Origin of the sequence: Larkinella sp. C7, from assembly GCF_006149005.1 — a bacterium.
Taxonomy (GTDB): Bacteria; Bacteroidota; Bacteroidia; order Cytophagales; family Spirosomataceae; genus Larkinella.
In genome coordinates this window covers 259,316-277,942 of sequence record NZ_VBSL01000008.1, presented here as the reverse complement: position 1 = coordinate 277,942, position 18,627 = coordinate 259,316, and the positions used below count along the sequence as shown (strand labels likewise).

At 51.9% G+C, this 18,627-nt stretch carries 15 protein-coding genes; 11 read left to right on the top strand and 4 right to left on the bottom strand.

Features of this window, described 5'->3' with window-relative positions; all coding sequences use genetic code 11:
- Window positions 1–151 precede the first annotated feature (151 nt).
- Window positions 152–1,195: a FecR family protein gene (locus FH871_RS21045; protein ID WP_138993331.1), complete on the bottom strand. Its 1,044-nt coding sequence runs from the start codon at window positions 1,193–1,195 to the stop codon at window positions 152–154.
- A gap of 71 nt (window positions 1,196–1,266) precedes the next feature.
- Complete coding sequence (locus FH871_RS21040; protein WP_138993330.1) at window positions 1,267–1,851, bottom strand: RNA polymerase sigma-70 factor; 585 nt, start codon at window positions 1,849–1,851, stop codon at window positions 1,267–1,269.
- Between the two features lie 366 nt (window positions 1,852–2,217).
- Here FH871_RS21040 and FH871_RS21035 point away from each other — a divergent pair, with 366 nt between their 5' ends.
- From FH871_RS21035 to FH871_RS21000, 8 genes are all read left to right on the top strand, one after another.
- Window positions 2,218–3,072, top strand: coding sequence for a hypothetical protein (locus FH871_RS21035; protein WP_229317448.1), 855 nt, complete (start codon window positions 2,218–2,220; stop codon window positions 3,070–3,072).
- Window positions 3,073–3,111: 39 nt separating this feature from the next.
- The gene (locus tag FH871_RS21030; protein WP_138993329.1) at window positions 3,112–3,783 is read left to right on the top strand and encodes a response regulator transcription factor; all 672 of its coding nucleotides are present in this window, start codon (window positions 3,112–3,114) and stop codon (window positions 3,781–3,783) included.
- Between the two features lie 11 nt (window positions 3,784–3,794).
- Window positions 3,795–5,150, top strand: coding sequence for an ATP-binding protein (locus FH871_RS21025; RefSeq protein WP_138993328.1), 1,356 nt, complete (start codon window positions 3,795–3,797; stop codon window positions 5,148–5,150).
- 262 nt (window positions 5,151–5,412) lie between these two features.
- A complete protein-coding gene (locus tag FH871_RS21020) occupies window positions 5,413–5,718 on the top strand; it encodes a hypothetical protein (RefSeq protein ID WP_138993327.1) in 306 nt (101 codons plus the stop codon).
- Window positions 5,719–5,724: 6 nt separating this feature from the next.
- A complete protein-coding gene (locus FH871_RS21015; RefSeq protein ID WP_138993326.1) occupies window positions 5,725–6,807 on the top strand; it encodes an efflux RND transporter periplasmic adaptor subunit in 1,083 nt (360 codons plus the stop codon).
- A gap of 24 nt (window positions 6,808–6,831) precedes the next feature.
- A complete protein-coding gene (locus FH871_RS21010) occupies window positions 6,832–10,041 on the top strand; it encodes an efflux RND transporter permease subunit (protein ID WP_138993325.1) in 3,210 nt (1,069 codons plus the stop codon).
- On the top strand, window positions 10,031–11,464 hold the full coding sequence (locus tag FH871_RS21005; RefSeq protein WP_138993324.1) for a TolC family protein: 1,434 nt from the start codon (window positions 10,031–10,033) through the stop codon (window positions 11,462–11,464). The genes FH871_RS21010 and FH871_RS21005 overlap by 11 nt, the downstream gene beginning before the upstream one ends.
- 121 nt (window positions 11,465–11,585) lie before the next feature.
- The gene (locus FH871_RS21000; RefSeq protein ID WP_138993323.1) at window positions 11,586–13,343 is read left to right on the top strand and encodes a phospho-sugar mutase; all 1,758 of its coding nucleotides are present in this window, start codon (window positions 11,586–11,588) and stop codon (window positions 13,341–13,343) included.
- A 100-nt stretch (window positions 13,344–13,443) separates the two neighbouring features.
- Here the strand turns inward: FH871_RS21000 and FH871_RS20995 are convergent, their stop codons facing one another.
- Window positions 13,444–14,475 carry an oxidoreductase gene (locus FH871_RS20995; protein ID WP_138993322.1) on the bottom strand — a complete coding sequence of 344 codons (1,032 nt, stop codon included), beginning with the start codon at window positions 14,473–14,475 and terminating at the stop codon, window positions 13,444–13,446.
- A 166-nt stretch (window positions 14,476–14,641) separates the two neighbouring features.
- On the opposite strand from FH871_RS20995, the gene tsaE reads away from it, so the two are divergent.
- The 3 genes from tsaE (at window position 14,642) to FH871_RS20980 (ending at window position 16,906) form a co-directional block, all read left to right on the top strand.
- Window positions 14,642–15,052: a tRNA (adenosine(37)-N6)-threonylcarbamoyltransferase complex ATPase subunit type 1 TsaE gene (gene tsaE, locus FH871_RS20990; RefSeq protein WP_138993321.1), complete on the top strand. Its 411-nt coding sequence runs from the start codon at window positions 14,642–14,644 to the stop codon at window positions 15,050–15,052.
- A gap of 115 nt (window positions 15,053–15,167) precedes the next feature.
- The gene (locus FH871_RS20985; RefSeq protein WP_138993320.1) at window positions 15,168–16,379 is read left to right on the top strand and encodes an alanine dehydrogenase; all 1,212 of its coding nucleotides are present in this window, start codon (window positions 15,168–15,170) and stop codon (window positions 16,377–16,379) included.
- A gap of 119 nt (window positions 16,380–16,498) precedes the next feature.
- Entirely contained in the window at window positions 16,499–16,906 is a 408-nt protein-coding gene (locus tag FH871_RS20980; protein WP_114409096.1) for a hypothetical protein, read from the top strand.
- A gap of 79 nt (window positions 16,907–16,985) precedes the next feature.
- Here the strand turns inward: FH871_RS20980 and FH871_RS20975 are convergent, their stop codons facing one another.
- Window positions 16,986–18,497 carry a capsule assembly Wzi family protein gene (locus FH871_RS20975; RefSeq protein ID WP_138993319.1) on the bottom strand — a complete coding sequence of 504 codons (1,512 nt, stop codon included), beginning with the start codon at window positions 18,495–18,497 and terminating at the stop codon, window positions 16,986–16,988.
- Between the last annotated feature and the right edge of the window lie 130 nt (window positions 18,498–18,627).

The window sequence follows — 18,627 nt, the reverse complement described above, 5'->3', positions numbered from 1 at the left end:
AACTGTTGGATACTGCCCCTTCGTTCGGTGGTACGAAGCCGAAGGGGTTACCTGAGCCGGGGGTGGTGGTACACTCCCGGTTTTTTGGCATCAGGGAGGAAGCGGGTAGCGGTTTTTCATAGCAATCTGTTTATAAGTGTTGGGATTGTGTTCATTCCGTACAGGGCGGACTATCGAGCAGGATCACGTTCCCGGTCATGGTGTACGTTGCTTCCAGCGCCGTACAGAGCATTTCCAGAATCAGCGGGAGCGGCTGGTTTTCAAAATCGGCGCTGAACAGACAGGAAGCCGCTTTCGGATTGACCAGCCGGATCTGAATGGCAAACCGCTTCTCAAGCTTCTTTACGACCTGATCCAGCGGAGTATCGGCAAAGGTGACTGTGACAGGCTCGTAAATGGGCTTTCTGGCCTGCACCGGAATGGCTGAGGACACCAACCGTTTCGAGGCTGTTTCGAAGATGGCCTGTTGCTGCGGTTTCAGAATCACCTGCTGCTCGTTCTGCTGGTGATCGGGGGCGCTGACCTGAACCCGGCCCGTTACGACCGAAATCTGAAAAACCGGGTGGGTTGCCGGAGCCTTCACGTTGAAACTGGTGCCCAAAACCTTAATCTGCATTTCCCCACTTTGAATCCGAAACGGGCGCGCCGGGTCTTTGCGCACGTCGAAAAAGCCTTCGCCGGCGAATGTGACCAGCCGCTGGTCTGCACTGAACTTTTCCGGGTAAGCAATCGACGCCCCCGGGTGCATCCAGACCGAACTGCGGTCAGGAAGCTGGTGCTTCACCGGCCGGGCTTCATGGTTGACAAAATGAATCGTGCGTTGCCGGTTGTTTTTCGTCGCTTGATGGGCAAGGGCAGTGGGTTCTGAAACGGATCGCTGCTGACGGGCGGAATAGTAGTAAATGAAATAGAAACCAATAACCAGAACGATCGATGCGGCCAATCCGGTGAGCCAGCCCAGGCCCAGGGAGAAGGTTTTAGCCACCGGTTTTTCGGCCTGATTCAGTTGGTTTTGAATACTTAAAAAGGTTTCCTGCTGCAAATTTTGCTGCTCGGGTTCGGGAAGCGAATCGATGTAGTCAGGATTTCCGCGCAACGAGGCATACCAGGCTTCTACCCATTCTTTTTCCTGTTCGGTACATTGATTTCGCAGGTATTTATCCAGCAAAAGAGGGGATATGTTCGGTGGCGGCATAGCATGGGAAATGGTTCAATGCCAAAGTCGCCCGCCGGAAGGTTAACCCTTAGTCGGTTTGAAAAAAAAGTTTAGAGAATCGGGAACAATAGGAATAGATATACAAAATGCTCTTTCAGATACGCTTTCAAGACACGCAGGGCTTTGGTGATGTGTTGTTCGACCGTTTTTTCCGAAATCATTAATTGAAGAGCAATCTCCCGGTTTGCATACCCTTTCCGGCTTAGCAGAAACACTTCCCGGCATTTCGGCGGGAGTTGATGAAGGCCCTTTTCATACTGGTGTTGCAGATCGGATGTCAGGATTTGCTGATCCGTCAACGCATTGGAGACGTCCGTTTGGGTTTCCCACCGGTTGTAGTGATATCGGCGGGTAAGTTCTTTCCGGTAATGGGATATGATGCGGTTTTTGACACAGGAAAATAAAAAAGACCGGGTACATTGAACCGGAGGACGCTCGCGTTGTTGCCACACGCTAACAAACAATTCCTGAATAATTTCCTGGGCGATAAACTGATCGTTTACCTTGCTGTACGCATAATTAAATAACGGCCGGAAATACCGGTTATAAAGTTCGGCAAACGCCCGTTCGTCGTCGTTGTCGCCCATTGACTTCAGGAGGGTTTCATCGGAACAGGTGCTGTAGGTTAGGTTCATATCCTGAATTTCCTCAGTCCATTTGAGGTGAACATAAAGGCTTTTTTACAAAATTCGGGCATTTTTTAGTTTAATCGACCTTTTGTCCATTAAGGAATCACACACTTTTGGAGTACATCATAACAGAAAGTTAACATAAATTCTACGATGTACCGAATGCGTTTTCGGTACGGTGTGGTTCTTGAAATGAATACACCCCAAAATAGCTTCTTTCAAAATTACACCATTTTTTAGGGCGTGCAAAGCCGACTTTAACCGGTAAAAGGTAGCTTTGCACCGGAATTGCCTTGCTTATGAAAGCGGGCACTATTCCAGTTTACCATTCATTTTCTGTTCCATTCAGAAAAATGGGATAGAAGTCCTTGTATGAAGTTCTTTTACTCGATTAAACGCTTGCTGCAACGCTTTCACTACCTCAGTCTCGATGTAGTGGCCGGCGCGGTGATTTCTCATATCATGGTGGCCCGTTTGCCCGACGGTCACCAGCCGGTTGGTTGGGCAACAACGGTTTTACTGGCGATTTGTGTGTTTGTTATTTATGCCGCCGACCGCCTGTACGATGTTCGCAAAAGCCTGCAAAACCAGGGTCAACTCACGATCCGTCACCGGTTTCATGCTGATAACCAGGCTATATTGCTTCGAGTTCTGGTGGGACTGGCTGCGATTTCCGTCGTTTTGTTGTTCTGGTTACCCCGGTCTGTGTTGTGGTTTGGGGCCGGGCTGGCGCTGGTTTCAGGGGCTTATGTCTGGGGCGTCTCGCGTTTGTCGGGTTCCAATGCCCGGCTGGCGTGGAAAGAACCGGCGGTGACGCTCGTCTATACCATCGGCGTCTGGGGCAGCTCGTGGGCGCAAAAACCGACCCTCGGCTGGTCCGAAATCGGGCTGGGCATATTGTTTCTGTTGATCGTTTTCCAGAATCTGCTGCTGTTTTCGGTGATGGAAGCCTACGAATTGCCGGACACGTCCTACTCGCTGGCGACCTTCTGGGGCTTCGACCGGAGCGACGTGGTGTTGCGGACGCTGACGGTGGTGATTACGGTGTTGGCACTCGTGATTTTTTTCATGGCCGACGACCGGTTTGCCCAGCGGGCGGCCATTATTCAGGGTATGATGAGCGCCGTCCTGTACACGATTCAGCGGTATCCGAACCGGTTTTTGACCAACGAACGCTACCGCTGGATCGGCGACGGCGTGTTTTGGCTACCGGGATTGATTCTTTGAAAGCCGGTGTCTTGTCTAGTACTCAACCGATAAACGCTGATGAAAATCCTGCTCGTTGAAGATGAAGAGCGGCTGGCTTCTTTTATTCGCAAAGGAATATCGGCCGAAGGTTACGAAGTGGAAGTGGCCTACGATGGACGGACCGGGCTGGCCCTGTTTCAGCGGGAGATTTATGATCTCATCATCCTGGATGTCAACCTTCCGCAACTCAACGGCTTTGAGTTGTGCCGCCTGATCCGCTCCGAAAATGAAGCTATCCCCGTGTTGATGCTCACCGCGCTCGACAGTCTGGCTGACAAGTCGGACGGTTTTAACGCCGGGGCCGACGACTACCTGGCCAAACCCTTTGAGTTTCAGGAACTGCTGCTGCGGCTGCGGGCATTGACGCGCCGGAGCGGCTCCCGACCGAAGCAAATCCTCCGGCTGGCCGATCTGGAACTGAACCTGGATACCAAAACCGTGACCCGGGCGGGCAAACGCATCGACCTGACCACCCGCGAATATGCCCTCATCGAATACCTCATGCTCAACAAAGGGAAAATCATCTCACGGGTAGACATCAGCGAACGGGTCTGGAGTCTGAATTTCGATACGAACAGCAACGTGATTGATGTGTATATCAGCTACCTGCGCAAAAAGATCGACAAAGATTTTTCGCCCCGATTGCTGCATACCATCGTTGGAATGGGATACATTCTCCGGGAAGATTAACGCGATACGGTATGCTGATTCGAAACCGCCTGACGATCGTCTTTACACTGCTGGCTACGGCCATCCAGCTCACGCTGTCGCTGCTGGTGTGGTACTTCTATTCGCTGTACCGACGCGAGGAATTTTACAGCCGACTGGAGTCGAAAGCCCGCGTGGCCGGACGTCTGCTGATTTCCCGGCGGCATCTCCACGATGACTTTTTTAAAAACATGGTGCGGACTGACTTGCTCACCATCGTGGAGGAGCAAATCAGCATTTACGATCAGCGGCACAATCTGGTCTTCACCAACCGGACGCTGAAAGAATCGGAGTATTACAAAGAAAAGATACCGCTCCTGACCACCGAATCGCTGTTTGAATTCAAAAGTGGTCACCTCGAATCGATCGTGATTCCGTACCGGCATGGCGGGCAGCTCTTTTACATTTTTGCTTCGGGCTATGACCGGATCGGCCTGGCCAAACTCGGTACGCTGCAACAAATCCTGTTGCTGGCCAATCTGCTGGGGTTTGCGCTGATCGTGCTGGCTGGCTGGTATTTTTCCGGTGGTGTGCTGAAACCGATCGCCCAGATTGTGGATGAGGTGGAGCAGATTACTGCCCGGCAATTGCACAAGCGGGTTCATGAGGGAAACCGCCGGGATGAAATTGCCCAGCTTGCCATGACGTTCAACCAGATGCTGTTTCGGCTCGAAGATGCGTTTGTTTCCCAGCGCAGCTTTGTCGCCCACGCGTCGCACGAACTGCGCACCCCGCTGACCAACACCCTGGGTACGCTGGAAACCTCCCTGCGGTATGACCAGAACCCCGCCGACTGGCGCGAGAGCATGGAAGTGGCGGTTGAAGAACTGAAAAAAGTGATTGCCCTGACCAATGGGTTGCTGGGCCTGGCCAAAGTGACCGATGGGCCCGTTGCTTTAACCGCCGTTCAGGTAGACGATTGCCTGCTCAACGCCATTGGGCACGTGCAGGCCAAGTATCCGGGCCGGAACCTCAACCTGCAATTCAGGATGGATGAGGAAGATTCGTTCACCGTAAAAGGCAACGCCACGCTGCTGATGACGGCTTTCCTGAACGTGTTGGATAACGCCTGCAAATATTCCAGTGAAGCGGTTACGGTGCATTTGCAAGTCACAAAAGACCAGATTACTGTGACCGTAGCCGATCAGGGGCGCGGCATTTCCGAAACCGATGCCGCTCACATTCTTGATCCGTTATACCGGGGCGGCAATGTCGATGACGTGCCGGGCTATGGCATTGGCCTGGCCGTCACGCAGAAAATCATTGACCTGCACCAGGGCGTTCTCCAGATCACCTCCGACGTAAACCGGGGGACTTCAGTGATGATTCAGTTGCCCGGCTTGGGGTAAGGCGATGAAATGAATTCAGAGCTACACCTTCTCTCTGCGTAAAATAGTACTTTTTTAATGCACAGCAATTCTGCGGGCGGGTTTGGTTTCTGGAAATAACCGCATAATTCCCCTGATTATTCTAGTTTTTGATGTAGAGTCGTGGGATTTCTCAAACTGCCTGATCGGTCATATTAAACTTTTCTACGATCTTTTAATTTCCTTCTCATACCGTTCTAATGTTACGGAGCGTGCTTTGTGTCAATAACTAGAGACACAAGCGATGCAGCGCCGGACTTTCCCCTCGATTTTGCTTTACGGCTTTGGACTGGCCCTGGCGCTCTCTCTGGTGTTCAATGGCTTTCTGCTGTATGAGCAAAGTCGCCAGCGAATGATTTATGAGTATGAATTAGGCAACTCGATTCCTCCGGTCGATCTGGTGGTTTGGCAACAGCAGCTTTTGGACTGCAAACGGACCAACCAGCAGAAAGACAGCCTGATTCGGCAATTGGCACAAGGCCCCAACGCACCGCCGGGTCAGATCCCCCCCCCTCAGCATCCCCTTCAAACCAGTAACGTGAAAAAATAGATCCTTATGAATAAATTATTGATGCTCGTGAGTTTGTGTGCCCTGGTGGGTGTGGCAGGCTGTTCCGAGAAAAAAGAAGAAAAGGAGGAAGAAACCAAGTATCTGGTGACCAGTCCTTTAAAAACCGATACGACCGTCACGAATGAATACGTCTCCCAGATTCATTCCATCCAGCACATCGAATTGCGGGCGTTGGAACGGGGTTATCTGCAAAAAATCTTTGTGGACGAAGGGCAGGCGGTTAAAAAAGGGCAGCTCATGTTTCAGATTCTGCCGATCCAATACCAGGCAGAACTCCAGAAAGCCCAGGCCGAAGCCAATTTCGTGGAGGTGGAATACAAAAATACCAAATCGCTGGCCGACAGCAACATCGTTTCGAAAAACGAGCTGGCCCTGGCCAAAGCCAAGTTAGACAAGGCCAAAGCAGAAGTCACCGTTGCGCAGATTCACCTCGGTTTTACGGAAGTGAGAGCGCCTTTTGATGGCATCATGGACCACTTCCAGGTGCGGCTGGGAAGCCTCGTCGACGAGGGTGATTTGCTCACAACGCTGTCTGACAACAGCAAAATGTGGGTGTATTTCAATGTGCCGGAAGCGGAATACCTGAATTACAAAACCCACGCCCAGCAGGAAAATCTGAAGAATGTGAACCTGTTAATGGCCAATCAGCAAGTGTTTGATTATCCCGGCGTGGTTCAAACCATCGAAGCGGATTTTAACAACGAAACGGGAAATATCGCTTTCCGGGCCACTTTCCCCAACCCAAAAGGGCTGCTTCGGCACGGCGAAACCGGGAACATCCAGATGACCTTGCCGCTTAAAAACGCCCTGATTATCCCGCAGAAAGCCACTTTCGAAGTTCTGGACAAGAAATATGTCTATCTGGTGGATAAAGAAGGCAAGATCCGGTCCCGGGAAATTACCATAGCTGCGGAAATGCCCCACATTTTTGTGGTTAAATCCGGTCTGACCAAAGACGATAAAATCCTGCTGGAAGGCTTGCGTCAGGTCAAAGAAAACGAAAAAATCCACTACACCTTCGTGCAGCCTGATTCGGTTTTGTCCAAGTTAAGCCTCTACGCCGAATAAACCGGTTTTTCAACCTGCAAAGATATGTTCAATCAATTCATCCGCAGACCCGTATTTGCGATTGTGATTTCGATCATGATCGTCTTCATCGGCATCCTGGCTATTGAGAAGTTACCGATTTCCCAATTCCCGGATATTGCCCCCACCACCGTCAATATCTTCATTGCGTATCCCGGTTCCAGTGCCGATGTCCTGGTGAAATCCACGCTGATTACGCTGGAACAGGCCATCAACGGTGTCCAGGATATGCGGTATATCGCGACCGACGCCACCAGTGCCGGGGAAGCGACGCTCCGGATTATTTTTGAACCGGGGACGGACCCCAACGTCGCCGTTATCCGGGTGAAAACCCGGGTGGATCAGGTCATGCCGCTTCTGCCCGAGCTGGTTCAGCGGGAAGGAGTTATTATTTCGCCGGTCCAGCCCAGTATGTTGATGTACGTTAACCTTTATTCCAAGGATAAAAGCATCGACGAGAAATTCCTGTTCAACTACGCGACCGTTAAAATGATCCCCGAAATTCAGCGGACCAAGGGGGTCGCCCGGGCGCAGATATTGGGGAGTCGGCGGTATGCAATGCGCATCTGGCTCAACCCGGACCGCATGCGGGCCTATAAGATTTCCACCGAAGAAGTGATGAAGGCCATCGGGGAGCAAAGCATCATCGGCCGACCGGGCCGGATCGGGCAGAGTTCCGGTATTGCGGCCCAGTCGCTGGAATACGTGCTCACGTATAAAGGACGGTATAGCGACCCCAAGGAGTACGAAGACATCATCATCCGGGCCAATTCAGCCGGTGAAAGCATCCACCTGAAGGACATCGCCAAGGTTGAATTGGGAAGTGAGTTCTTTGATATTTACTCCAACCTGGATGGCAAGCCATCGGCCGCCATTGTGTTGCGGCAAAACTACGGGAGCAATGCCAGTGAGGTTATTGAGGAGGTAAAAGAGAAGCTCGACGTCATGAAAGAATCCTTTCCGCCGGGTGTGGATTACAAAATCAGCTATGATGTGTCTAACTTTCTGGACGCGTCCATCGAGCAGGTCATCGATACGCTGCGGGACGCGTTTATTCTGGTTGCGCTGGTTGTTTTCATCTTTCTGGGTGACTGGCGTTCGACCCTGATCCCGATTCTGGCCGTTCCGGTTTCCCTGATCGGGGCGTTCTTTGTGATTCAGGCGTTTGGACTTTCCATCAACCTGATAACGCTCTTCGCCCTGGTGCTGGCCATCGGTATTGTGGTGGATGACGCGATTGTGGTGGTGGAAGCGGTTCACGCCAAAATGGAAGAAGAACCGCATCTATCCCCGTTTGCCGCAGTTAAAAAGGTGCTTGGTGAGATTAGCGGGGCGATTATCGCCATCACGGCGGTCATGGTGTCGGTATTCCTGCCCATCTCCTTCATGTCGGGTCCGGTGGGGACTTTTTACCGGCAGTTCTCCATCACGATGGCCAGTTCCATTGTCATTTCAGCCCTGATCGCCCTGACGCTTACCCCGGTTTTGTGCGCCATGTTGCTGAAAAACCATCACGGACAGCCCGCCCGGAAGAAAAATCTGCTCACCAAAGCCCTCGACAGTTTCAACCGGGGCTTTGATAAAGTGACCGGGCGATACGTGGGCCTGTTAAAATCAATCGTCGGCCGGAGAGTGGTTACCTGGGGCGTGTTATTGGCTTTCTGTTTTGGAATACTCTACGTAAATAAAATTCTGCCCGCCGGTTTTATTCCGAACGAAGACCAGAGTACGATTTACGCGATTATCCAGACACCACCCGGTTCGACCCTGGAAAAAACCAACGAGGTTTCCCGGCGGCTTCAGAAAATTTGCGAAGAAGTTCCGGGCATCGAATCGGTGTCTTCATTGGCCGGTTACGAGATTATGACCGAAGGACGCGGCTCCAACGCCGGAACCTGTCTGATCAACCTGAAACCGTGGTCGGACCGCGAGAAAAACGTGAAGGAAATCATGGAAGAACTGGAAGGGAAAACGAGGGGGCTTGGGGCCGTGGTCGAGTTCTTTGAACCACCGGCCATCCCCGGCTTCGGTACGTCCGGCGGTTTTTCCATGCGCTTACTGGACAAAACCACCGATACGGATTACCGTGAGTTTGATAAAATTAACAAGGAATTCATGGATAACCTGGGCAAGCGGAAAGAGCTGACCGGCTTGTTCACCTTCTTTGCCGCGAACTATCCGCAATACGAACTGGAGATCGACAACAAACTGGCCATGCAAAAAGGCGTGTCGATCGGCAAAGCGATGGACAACCTCAACATCATGATCGGCAGTACCTACGAGCAGGGGTTTATCAAGTTTAACCAGTTCTTCAAGGTTTATGTGCAGTCTGATCCGTTGTACCGACGGCTTCCAACCGATTTGTTGAAGCTTTTTGTCAAAAACGACGCGGGCGAAATGGTGCCTTACTCGGCCTTCATGAAGCTTAAAAAAGGCCAGGGCCCCAATGAAATTACCCGGTTCAATCTTTATAATTCAGCCGCCATTCAGGGTCTTCCGGCCAACGGCTACACCACCGCCGATGCCATTCAGGCCATCCGGGAAGTGGCCGCCAAGACCTTGCCCAGGGGGTATGACATTGCTTTTGAGGGTCTTTCCTACGATGAAGCGAGCCGGGGCAATGAGTCGCTGTACGTGTTCCTGATTGTGTTGGCCTTCGTCTATTTTGTGCTGGCCGCGCAGTACGAAAGTTTCATCATTCCGCTGGCTGTCGTGTTCTCGCTGCCGGTGGGGGTCTTCGGGTCGTTTTTGCTGCTCAAACTGATGGGGCTGGAAAACAACATCTACGCCCAGATCGGGCTCATCATGCTGGTCGGTCTGTTGGGTAAAAACGCCGTACTGATCGTCGAATTCGCCGTTCAGAAGCGGCAGCAGGGCGAAACCATTCTGAACGCAGCCATAGAAGGTGCCAGGGTTCGTTTCCGCCCGATTCTGATGACTTCCTTCGCCTTTGTGGCCGGCCTGATCCCGTTGATCAGCGCGACCGGTGCCGGAGCAATTGGAAACCGGACGATTGGAGCCTCAGCGATGGGTGGGATGTTATTCGGAACCATTTTCGGGGTCATCATCATCCCCGGACTGTACTTTATATTCGGCAATCTGGCCGATGGCCGGAAGCTGATTAAAGGGGAAGAAGAAGATTCGCTGACCGATGTATTCGTCCATTCCGTAGACCAGTTTCCACAACCTGAAGAAAGTGAAATCAATGAGAAATAGACAACGAGTAGCCTGCGTAGGAATAACGATTCTTACCCTGCTCACGAGCGGTTGTAGCGTTCCCCGCCTGGTTCCGAAAGCCGAAAATAAAACCGTACCGACGCGTTTTAATAACGCGTCGGACTCGACCAACACAGCAAAGACAAGCTGGAAGGCGTATTTTACCGACCCCAATCTGGCGGCTCTGATCGATACGGCCCTGTATAACAACCAGGAATTAAACATCACGCTTCAGGAAATTGCGGTGTCCAACAACGAAATCATGGCCCGCAAAGGAGAGTATCTGCCGTTCGTTACGGTGGGTGGGGGTTCCGGCGTCGAAAAGGTTTCCCGCTACACCAGCCAGGGGGCCGCTGATGCCGTAACCGATATAAAACCGGGTCGGCACACGCCCGATGTGTTACCAAATACCTACGTCGGTGCCTTTGCCAGTTGGGAAGTCGATATCTGGCATAAACTGCGGAACGCCCGGAAAGTAGCGGTTTTCAACTATCTGGCGTCCATTGAAGGCCGGAATTTCCAGGTGACCAATCTGGTGGCCGAGATCGCCAACTCGTATTATGAGCTGATGGCGTATGATAATCAGTTGGAAATCATCAAGCGAAACATCGATATTCTGACCAATGCCCTGTCGATCATCAAGCAGCAGAAAGAAGCGGCCAAGGTGACCGAACTGGCGGTTCGCCGGTTTGAGGCCGAGGTGTATAAAACGCAGAATCTTCAGTATGACGTTCAGCAAAAGATTGTTGAAACGGAAAACCGGATTAATTTCCTCGTGGGCCGGTTTCCGCAGCGGATTCAGCGAAGTTCTGTGAATTTTGGCGACTTAAACCCGACGAAAATGTATGCGGGCGCACCCTCGCAATTGCTGGAAAACCGGCCCGATATCAGACAGGCCGAACACCAGTTGGAGGCTGCCAAACTCGATGTCAGTGTGGCCCGGGCCAACTTTTATCCCTCCCTGCATCTTTCCGCTTCGCTGGGTCTGATGGCTTTCAATCCGATCTATCTGGTGAATACACCGGAATCATTGATTGCGTCGCTGATCGGGGATCTGGTGGGTCCGGTCATCAACAAGAATGCCATTACGGCGATGTACAAGAATGCGAATGCGAAGCAAATTCAGGCCGTTTATCAGTACGAAAAAACGGTTTTGAATGCCTACATCGAAGTCGCCAATCAGTTCTCGGCCATCGATAACCTGGAAAAAAGTTACAGTACCAAAAATAACCAGGTGCAGGCACTGACCCAGTCGACTAACATTTCTCTTCGGCTATTTACTTCAGCACGAGCTGATTACATGGAAGTGTTGCTGACGCAACGGGATGTGCTGGAATCCAGAATGGAGCTGATTGAAACGCGGATGCGGCAAATGAACGCCATGGTCAATGCGTACCGGGCCTTGGGTGGCGGCTGGAAATAGAGGAGGTCTGTTTCGGGCCTGTTTTGTCCAACCTTTTACGGTTTTAAAACCTTTTACCAAAAGGATTTGACTACGTCATTTAGAACTGTAAATTGGCAACCGATTCAAACACTCATTTTTTATGACAACTGCAATTGATTCTGCAACCCAGGCTACCATCGACCATTGGCTCAACGGCAATTATGACTCCGAAACCAAAGCGGCAATTCAAAAATTGCTGGACAACGGCGAATCGACCGAACTGACCGATTCGTTCTATAAAAACCTGGAATTTGGTACCGGCGGTTTGCGGGGCGTCATCGGCGTGGGTTCCAACCGCATGAACCGCTACACGGTCGGCGCGGCCACGCAGGGGCTGGCGAATTACCTGAATGCGGCTTTTCCCGACATTGACATTAAAGTAGCGATTGCCCACGACAGCCGCCGGATGAGCCCGGAGTTTGCCCGGATTGTGGCGGATATTTTCTCGGCCAACGGCATCGAAGTGTACTTATTCAGCGCGCTGCGCCCCACGCCGGAGCTGTCGTTTGCCATTCGCCAGTTGGGTTGTCAGAGCGGGATCGTTGTTACGGCGTCGCACAACCCGCCGGAATACAACGGCTACAAAGCGTACTGGAACGACGGCGGGCAGGTGGTGGCACCCCACGATAAAAACATCATCACCGAAGTCAATAAAATCACGTCGATTGACGATGTGAAATTTGAAGGGGTACCGGAGAAGATTCACCTGATCGACGAAGAAATCGACAGTGTGTACGTCGAACGGATCAAGTCGAACTCCATCAATCCGGATGTGATTGCGCGGCAGAAGGACCTGAATATCGTTTTTACGCCCATCCACGGGACGGGTATTACGCTGGTTCCGCGCGTGCTGAAAGCCCTCGGTTTTACCAACGTGAACATCGTGGAGGAGCAGGCCGAGCCGGATGGCAACTTCCCGACGGTGAAATCGCCGAACCCCGAAGAACGCGATGCCATGCGGCTGGCGCTGGAAAAAGCCGAAGCGATCAACGCGGATCTGATCATGGCCACCGACCCCGATGCCGACCGCGTGGGTTCGGGTGCCCGCAACCACCATGGTCAGTTCGAGTTGCTGAATGGCAACCAGATGGCCAGCCTGATCATCTATTATTTGCTCCAGGCCTGGAAAGACAACGGCAAACTGACCGGCAAAGAGTTTGTTGCCAAAACCATCGTAACGACCGACCTCATCGACAAGATGTGCGATCAATACGGCGTTTTCTGCTACAATACGCTGACCGGTTTTAAATACATCGCGCAGATTATCCGCGAACTGGAAGGCCAGCAGCAGTTTATCGGTGGGGGTGAAGAAAGCTACGGCTACCTGATCGGGGATTTTGTCCGGGATAAAGACGCCATTGCTTCCTGCGCCATGATTGCCGAGTTGACGGCTTATGCCAAAGACAAAGGGCTGAGTCTGTTCGACTTGCTGATGGAGATGTATCAGAAATTCGGTTTTTATTACGAAGGACTGATCTCGCTGACCAAAAAAGGAAAAACCGGGGCCGAAGAAATCCAGCAGATGATGGCCGACTTCCGGGCCAATCCGCCGAAACAGATTGCTGGGTCACCGGTTTTGCGCGTCGATGATTACGCGAGTCTGGAGCGAACCGATCTGACTACTGGCGAAAAAACCGCCATTGAAGCCGGGAAAATGGGTATCGAGTCGTCAAACGTGTTGCAGTTCTTCACCGCCGACGGAACGAAAGTGTCCGCCCGCCCATCGGGAACCGAGCCGAAAATTAAATTTTACGTGAGCGTCAACGAACCCCTGAAAAGCAAGGAAGAGTTCGATGCGGTGTACGACCAGTTGAAGAAGAAAGTCCAGTCGGTGATGACGGATTTGAATCTGGAGTGATCGGTTTATTTCGGGTATAACTGTCATCATGCGAAAAGAGCCAGAATCAAATCCTGGCTCTTTTTCATTTAAAGGTATCTTCGCGCCGTCTGTGGTTCTATTAAAATTCCAAAACCGCCTTCGTCCGGCTGCTTTCCCCGGCCAACTCGATAATCCGCATGACCGCAAGGGCTTGTTCCGGGGTTACTTCCTGCGGAATCTCACCGACGATGGCCCGGTACAGGTTGTCGTAAAAATGGTGGTAATTGCCCGGCTGGCTCGGGAACGTAAACCGACCGTTGGGGGTAGTGAGCGTGCCGTACTGGCTTTCGGGTTCGGCGCCCCAGTCCGGGGTGTCTGGCAGAATATTTTTGCGCTGGGTTTCTTCCTGAATGTCCAGGCCGTGTTTGATAAAAGAACCTTTGGTGCCGTGAATGATGTAACGCAGGCTGTTATCGACCGCCAGCATCGACGATTTCAGAATGACGCGTTTGTCGGCATAAAATAGCTTCACGTCAAAATAATCGTCCAGTATACCGCCTTTCCGAATGATGCGAACATCGCCCGAAACAGCTTGTGGCACACCAAACAGCGCCACGGCCTGGTCGATGAGGTGCGGGCCTAAATTGAAGAGGTTTCCACCGCCTTCGGGATCTTTTTCTTTCCAGCTATCCAGAATATCCGGCCGATACCGGTCGTAGCGGCATTCGTATTCTACCACGTCGCCCAGTTGATTTTCCCGCAGCACCTGCTGAATGGTCAGGAAATCGGCATCGTAGCGCCGGTTCTGGTACGGAATGGCCACGAGCCCTTTCTGTTTCGCCAGTTCCAGCAATTCGCGGGCCTGTTCGAGGCTGTTGGCAAACGGTTTTTCAATCAACACGTGTTTTCCGGCTTCGAGGGCAGCTTTGGCGTAGGGAAAGTGGGTGTCGTTGGGCGAGCCGACAATGATGAGGTCGATGGCCGGATCGGCCAGCAACTCCGCGTGGCTGCGGACGGTCTGAATGCTTGAGTCGAAAGCTTCGGCCTCATTGCGGTGACGTTCCACCACTTTGGCCAGTTTGAAGTGCGGGTTAACGGTTAGGAATGGGGCGTGAAAATACCGGCCCGATAGTCCGAAACCGATTAATCCAACCTGAATAGTACGGGACATACGAATGACAAATCAAGAGTTGAGGGCCGAAGATGACTAATTTTGTCCAGAAGGTCAACTACAGAAACTGAGCCAACGGTCAAATTTGTCCTGCCTACGTGCTTAATAACGGTCTGTAGGAGACCAAGAAAAGTATTATCTTTGAAATTGGAATTAGGTAAAAAGAATGATTCTCCGCTTTCAAAGCCTTGCTGAACTGGATGCCGTTGCCGGACAATTGATCGACGCCGGGCGATCGCATTCGGTCTGGCTGTTCGACGGTGAGATGGGTGCGGGAAAGACGACCTTGATTAAAGCGATCTGTCGGCGGCTGGGCGTTGAGACCACGGTTCAAAGTCCAACCTTTTCGATTGTGAATGAGTACGTTACCAATTCAGGTGAACCGGTCTATCATTTTGATTGTTACCGGCTTCGCAATGAAGAAGAAGCCCTGGACAGTGGTCTCGAAGAGTACATCGATTCGGGAGAACGCTGTTTCATCGAGTGGCCGGAACGAATTGCCGGTTTGTTACCCCCCGACGCCTGGACCCTTCACCTCCGGGTGGAAGAAGGCGAACGAATACTGGAAACCAATTGACAAAAATGACGGATTAAGAACAACGGGGCGCAACGCTTTCGGGCGGTTTTCGGTGAATCCATCTCCACCGGGGAACGCGTCATTGGCAGTTCATAATTCATAAATCCTGTTTATAGTGACTGGGTTTGAACAATTAGCAAAACAAACGGCACTTTATCCGCAGGAAGCACCTGCCGCTGTTAAGAAGCACAATGGCAGTCTCATGATTGGGATGCCCAAAGAGGTCTCCCTACAGGAAAACCGGATTGCCCTGACGCCCGAAGCGGTCACCATTCTGGTGCGCCACGGCCACGACGTTCTCATCGAAAAAGGCGCGGGCGCGGGCGCAAAATTCTCCGATAACGACTACAGCGAAGCCGGGGCGCAAATTATGCCGTCGGCCAAAGAGGTCTACGATGCGAACCTGATTCTGAAGGTGGAACCGCTGGTCGAGCAGGAATTTGACTACATCAAAACCGGCAGTACCCTCATCTCGGCGGTCAACCTGCCCAATCACGAGAAGAAATACTTCGAGCGGCTGAACAGCAAAAAAATCACTGCGCTGGGCTACGAATACATCGAGGATAAAGTGGGCGGGATGCCGGTGATCCGGGCGATGAGCGAGATTGCGGGCAGCACTGTCATGCTGATTGCCGGCGAATACCTCAGCAGTGCCAACAACGGACGGGGGGTAATTCTGGGCGGTATTACGGGCGTTCCGCCGACAAAGGTTGTTATTCTCGGAGCCGGAACCGTGGCCGAATACGCAGCCCGGACGGCGCTGGGGCTGGGTGCTGAAATCAAGATTTTCGACAAACACATTTACAAACTCCAGCGGTTGAAATACGCCATTGGGCAACATATTTACACCTCGATCATTGAAACCGATACGCTTTCGGAAGCCATTCAACGGGCCGATGTGGTGATTGGGGCCATGCGGGCGGAAGACGGTTTAAGTCCGATTGTGGTGACGCAGGAGATGGTTTCGCACATGAAACTCGACGCGGTGATTATCGACGTCTCCATCGATCAGGGCGGCAACTTTGAAACGTCTAAAATGACAACGCACAAAGAGCCGACGTATAAATACCAGAACGTCATTCATTATTGTGTGCCGAACATTGCTTCGCGGGTGGCTCATACGGCCAGTCTGGCCCTGAGTAATATTTTTCTGCCCTTTCTCCTGAAAACGGGGACCATCGGCGGCATTGAAGAAATGATGTTTGCCAATCGCTGGTTTATGAAGGGGGTTTACAGTCATAACGGTTTGTTAACCAACGCCTACATCGCCAAAAAATTCAACATGCGGTATAAAGACCTGAGTCTGTTGCTGGCGGCTAGAATTTAAGTTTAACGTTTTCGGTTTTCAATATACGGTTTGCCGACGCATTCTTTTATGCCCGCGTCAGCCAACCGTAGCGACGGCCCGGCGAAAACCGTATACTGAAAACCGAAAACCGTAAAAAGATGATAAACAACAGTAACGAAAACTTCCTGCTCGACGACGCCAATTCGCCGGATGTCAACCGGAAGCTGATGAGTGCGGTTTCGACGGATTTTGTGAAAGTGTCGGAAACCCTGCGTGAAGCGTCGTACGTCATTCGGAAACGCGGATTTACCGAAAATCCCATTTTTGTCGTATCCCGTCGGCCGGTCGATATTGGTCAGTTGCTGCTTGGGCCGAACGAACTGGCGGCCAATGCGTGGAGCTACCGGGCGTCGTTGCTCGATGAGTTTGTGCAGCGGAAACTGGTCGCGGAGGAGTCGGTTGATGTGTTCAAGGAGAGTTACAAAAATCCCGACGAATACTGCTGCCTCTTCGTCGTCGACGGCGACTTTGCGGGTTTCATCTTCATTCCCTTTCCGGAAGATTAGCCGGTTTACGGTTTATGCGGTATACGGTGGCTGACGCATACTTGGAGCGCGTCAGCCACCGTATACCGAAAACCGTATACTATTTCCGAACCCGGTATTTGTAATAATCCCACGTTTTTCGGATTCCGGCATAGACGCCACTGCGGTTTTCAAACAAATCGCCCTGATCGGCGGCTGCGGAAAACGTGACCAGCAGTCCCCGCTGGTTCACCGGCAGATCGAGTGACATGACGGACGAAAACTGCCGGAGGGTTTCAGGGAATGGAAAATCGTAGGTGCCGTAGTTTTCACTGTAGGAAAATTTGAACTGAAACTGGCAGTTTCGGGCGAAATTGCCCTGAATGCCAGTGTGGTATACCCGAACGCGGTTGTTACTGAAAAAACCGTAAGGAGACAGGTTCGGCCGGGTGTCGGTCACCGGCGTGATAAAAGGCGTGCCGATGCCGTAACCAAAATACGACCATCCGTCCTGGTACTGCGTGTGGTTGAAGTAATTGTCTTTTCCCCGAAATTTATTCCCATCGTCAAATACGCCCCCGCCCTGGCTTTTCGTGTACAATAACTCCACAACGGCACCGGTAATGCGTAGACCGAATGAAGCCGGTTTCAAATTCCGGAACCGGATGCCCGTTAAGCCATCTTCGAGGTTTGTCAGGTAATAGAGCGAACCGTCTTCGTAGACACTCTGGTGATACAGCAAAACAGACGTTCGGCGCGAACTGAATTCTATTCCTATATCAATGGTACCCAGGTGGTTGCCAACGCGGTTTTCCCGGTCGAATTTACTGTAATGGGTTGTGTCGACATCCGACAGGCGACCGAGGCTGTTGCCCACCGTCACGAAAAGGTAGTCCTGCAGGCTGGCGGGAAAATGACCATTTTTGACAATGGATTCCGGCAACTGGTCGGTGACGCCCCCCCATTGAGCCTGGTGATTGAAACCGGCGTAGAATTTGACGGGCCAGCGCGGTTTTCCCAACCGTCCATAGAACGATTTCTGGTGGAGAAAATAATGCTGAACCCTGCGCTGGCTACCAAACCAGCCGTGGGCGAAATTGCCCCGGAAAGAAAGCAGCCCTTTGGTAAAGCCAATGGGTGTATAGTGGGGCAGGCTGATCTGGATTTTGGGCAGGGGCAGGGCGTTCCCCGACCAGCTATACGAACCCGAACTGAGCGTTGAATCGACTAAACCGACCACTTCGCGACGACGTCCTGCCATGATTTCAAAGGCTCCGGCGCGAATTTTAACGTACGCTTCAGGGATTAATATTGTTTTTTTTGTTTGAGCATCCAAATTAGAAACAGCCTCAAAACCGTAGCCAATGCCAAAACGATCCCGACGGAGGGGCGAGGTAATGTCGGTCAGGGGGTAATACCGGTAGTCCTGACGAACGCCCGCCCGAACGGTGGCATACGGCAGGGTGGTGGGGACAATACCGTACTGATTGGTTCGTAGCCAGAATGGGGTTTGCCGGGAGGAGGAATAAAAACCGCCTATTTCTGCAAAGAAATGGCTGGGCCGGGTTTCAATAACGGGCTGGCTGAAAGCAAAAAGCGGAAGAAAAAGAATCAGCAGTAGCGCTCTTATCATGTCTCATTGAAAAAAGATTCCACGTTTCATTGAGCACTACAGGCGACAGGAAAGCCCTCTATACCCGGTTTGGGATAGCAGCGACTGACCCGTTAATCCTTGCGGATGTAGCCGGATCACGGATTCATAA

Coding starts and splice junctions, on each gene's coding strand:
- FH871_RS20975 (WP_138993319.1), bottom strand. CDS start 18,497: ATGATAAGAGCGCTACTGCTGATTCTTTTTCTTCCGCTTTTTGCTTTC.
- FH871_RS21015 (WP_138993326.1), top strand. CDS start 5,725: ATGAATAAATTATTGATGCTCGTGAGTTTGTGTGCCCTGGTGGGTGTG.
- FH871_RS21040 (WP_138993330.1), bottom strand. CDS start 1,851: ATGAACCTAACCTACAGCACCTGTTCCGATGAAACCCTCCTGAAGTCA.
- FH871_RS21030 (WP_138993329.1), top strand. CDS start 3,112: ATGAAAATCCTGCTCGTTGAAGATGAAGAGCGGCTGGCTTCTTTTATT.
- FH871_RS21010 (WP_138993325.1), top strand. CDS start 6,832: ATGTTCAATCAATTCATCCGCAGACCCGTATTTGCGATTGTGATTTCG.
- tsaE (WP_138993321.1), top strand. CDS start 14,642: ATGATTCTCCGCTTTCAAAGCCTTGCTGAACTGGATGCCGTTGCCGGA.
- FH871_RS20980 (WP_114409096.1), top strand. CDS start 16,499: ATGATAAACAACAGTAACGAAAACTTCCTGCTCGACGACGCCAATTCG.
- FH871_RS21020 (WP_138993327.1), top strand. CDS start 5,413: ATGCAGCGCCGGACTTTCCCCTCGATTTTGCTTTACGGCTTTGGACTG.
- FH871_RS21005 (WP_138993324.1), top strand. CDS start 10,031: ATGAGAAATAGACAACGAGTAGCCTGCGTAGGAATAACGATTCTTACC.
- FH871_RS21025 (WP_138993328.1), top strand. CDS start 3,795: ATGCTGATTCGAAACCGCCTGACGATCGTCTTTACACTGCTGGCTACG.
- FH871_RS21045 (WP_138993331.1), bottom strand. CDS start 1,195: ATGCCGCCACCGAACATATCCCCTCTTTTGCTGGATAAATACCTGCGA.
- FH871_RS21035 (WP_229317448.1), top strand. CDS start 2,218: ATGAAGTTCTTTTACTCGATTAAACGCTTGCTGCAACGCTTTCACTAC.
- FH871_RS21000 (WP_138993323.1), top strand. CDS start 11,586: ATGACAACTGCAATTGATTCTGCAACCCAGGCTACCATCGACCATTGG.
- FH871_RS20995 (WP_138993322.1), bottom strand. CDS start 14,475: ATGTCCCGTACTATTCAGGTTGGATTAATCGGTTTCGGACTATCGGGC.